At 42.9% G+C, this 2,860-nt stretch carries 1 protein-coding gene; it reads left to right on the forward strand.

Features of this window, described 5'->3' with window-relative positions:
• Window positions 1–1,085: 1,085 nt before the first annotated feature.
• Window positions 1,086–2,860, forward strand: a 1,775-nt coding sequence (locus HWQ37_RS00155; protein ID WP_465249652.1) for a family 10 glycosylhydrolase, incomplete at its 3' end; no start/stop codon positions are given.

The raw sequence follows: 2,860 nt of genomic DNA on the forward strand, positions 1-2,860 counted from the left end.
GGCTAGGGGGGATCAATAAGTGCTTCAAATCACAGTAAACTACTTTTAAAACATCGTCTTAGTCTGTAGCAGTTCCCAGGTAAATGAAGTAAATATCAAAACCTCACCTTCAACCCCCATTTTTACCAAAGATAGGGGTCAGGGCTATTTCATTCTCATCTAGTCCGCCTCAGAATGAATTCTGAGTCTAATAGCGAAAGTCGTCTAAAGACGACTAAGACTCATGTTATAGTCCGTTTTAACGGACTTTAGCTAAAAGCCAAAGAACTTCAGTTCTGGGCGGTTTATGTTTAGAATGAAATAGCCCTGGGGTTAGGGTGAGGTTAAGCTGTAGATTGTTGTTATTAGGAAACGCCGCAGTCAGTTATTAGCCTTGCAATTATTTTAAAATTTATCGAACAGAATTCAGGAGTCAGGAGTCAGAATTCAGTTGGGTATTCTGTATGACTGGCGGATGAATAATCGGCGTTTTTGCACCCCCACTAAATTTTCAATTTAGTGGTCTTCAATTCCTGCGCGGTCTGAATCCTCGACTGATTTATTCTGACTCCTGAATTCTGACTTCTGAATTCTTCTTCAATTGATTTCTATCTATTCAATCCTGCTTAAATGGTCGCTCATTAAGAGTAATAATTATATATATTGCACAAATGCAAAATATTAACAACAGATAATTAAAACAAGAGTGGCATTTTTTCTTTTGAGTTTAAGTGGAAACTCTCTGCAATTCTGCAAGCACCTATGGTAATTGGTAAATGCAAAGTTTTATAAAAAGCTAGTTGCCAATAGAATTAAGTTGACAATGTAATAGCTAACAATTTCTATAGAATCGTCAGGGCAAGTTGAGTATCCATCTTGGCATTTTTTAATGGTTTTGATAGGCTAGATTGATGAAAGTCATTCACTAAGTACTTCTACGAAAAGCTTATAGGAATTCTATTTGACTTTTGAAAAGCCAAATATTAGCTTTGCTTAATCCGGGTGAGAGTCTCAGTAAACTTACTAGGAATAAAGCTTCCTATATTGTGTACTAAGGAATTCTGACTAATAACTAAATTAATTAATAATAAAGTGAGGAGTCATTGGTGAAGTATCAGGAAAACCAAAAAGATATAAGTTTAAAAATTAAAAAAGCTAGAAAATTATTTATTTTAAGTTGTGAAATTGTAGTTTTAAGTTTTTTGAGCATTTTGCCAGTAACGGCGGCGACTGAAGAACCCGTATTGAGCGTAGTGTACGACCAAGAAAATGCAAATCAATGGAGAGGGATAAGCGATCGCTTACAGACAATAGGGGTGAAATATTGTGTAATTTCCCTAAATGATGTCAAGAGTGGGGCAGATTGGGGCGATCGCCGGGTATTATTTTTGCCAAACATCGAAACACTAACACCAACCCAAGCGATCGCTCTAGAAGACTGGATGAGTAAGGGAGGGCGTTTGATTGCTAGTGGGCCTGTAGGTAGTTTGTCATCGGCGGGAGTACGGCAGTTATTGCGATCGCTCTTAGGAGGTTATTGGGGATTCAGCCTTAGCGACACACAACAGATTCAAGCTGCAAAAACCAAGATCCCAGAATGGACAAATCAAACTGGACTTTTTGGTAAAGTGCGCGGCGGTGTTGTAATTCCTAACGATATGGGCGCTGAATCACCTGCTGTTTGGAATTCCAAAGATAATCCCGCCGCAGTAGTGACAACTGAGCGTTCCACCTTTTTGGGCTGGCGCTGGGGAACAGATACAGCCTCAGCAGCCGAGTTGGATAATGCCTGGTTAAAAACTACCCTCAATCACTATTTGACAGCACTACCGCCATCAAATCGCACCAAAAAAATAGCAGGAGGTTCCCAAAGCTGCTCTACGACTGTGGCGGCTGCGTCCTCAGTGCAGGGGAGCAGAGGGGCAGGGGAGCAGAGGGGCAGGGGGGCAGAGGAGCAGGGGGGCGGTTCATCTTCCTTGTCTCCCTTGTCTCCCTCATCTCCCTCATCCCCCTCATTCACTCCTCCTAAAACTGCTCCCATACCTAGATCGCTGCCGATGGTCAAACCTCCAAATTCTCAGGAGGCTATTGACCAATTAGAACAAGCAGTGCGTTTGGATGTTGCACCCAACTCCAATGAGCCGATTGATCACAACCAAGCGATCGCTCTCCAGCAAGAGCTAGAAAATCTGATTGGTCGAGTGGAAAGCGCTCATTTAGCGGTATTAGCGGATGCGGCTAATGTTAATGAAGCGATATCTGAGCAAAAGCAGTCTTCTAGGCATTTAAACACCTACAACCCTCAATCAGTCAAAGACCAGCCAACACAACTAGCCTCAACCAAACTGGGGGCGATCGCCATAAGTAAAGAGCAAGCCTTGGCACAGGTAAGGGTAATTGCCAAAAACTTACCCCAATTGATTGCTCAAAAAAACTATGCTCTAGCTCGTCAGCAATGGCTGGTCGCTAAAACGACTTTGTGGCAGCAGTTTCCTGTCGATCGGAGACTGGCTCAACCAGAAATTCGGGCAGTATGGTTAGATCGGGGGACGATTGTTCGTGCTGGTAGTAAGGCGGGACTAGCTCAGATTTTTGATCGCCTCGCCCAAGCCGGGATTAATACCATCTTTTTTGAAACTGTTAACGCTGGCTATACAATTTATCCCAGCCAAGTCGCAACAGAGCAAAACCCATTAATTCATGGGTGGAATCCACTAGAAGAAGCGGTGAAACTAGCCCATGAGCGAGACATGGAATTACACGCTTGGGTTTGGACTTTTGCTGCTGGCAATCAACGTCATAATGAAATTCTCAACCTTAATCCTAATTATCCAGGGCCAGTACTGGCGGCTCATCCCGATTGGGCAAACTACGATAACCT

Source organism: Nostoc sp. NMS4 (genome assembly GCF_017115095.1).
Classification (GTDB): domain Bacteria; phylum Cyanobacteriota; class Cyanobacteriia; order Cyanobacteriales; family Nostocaceae; genus Nostoc.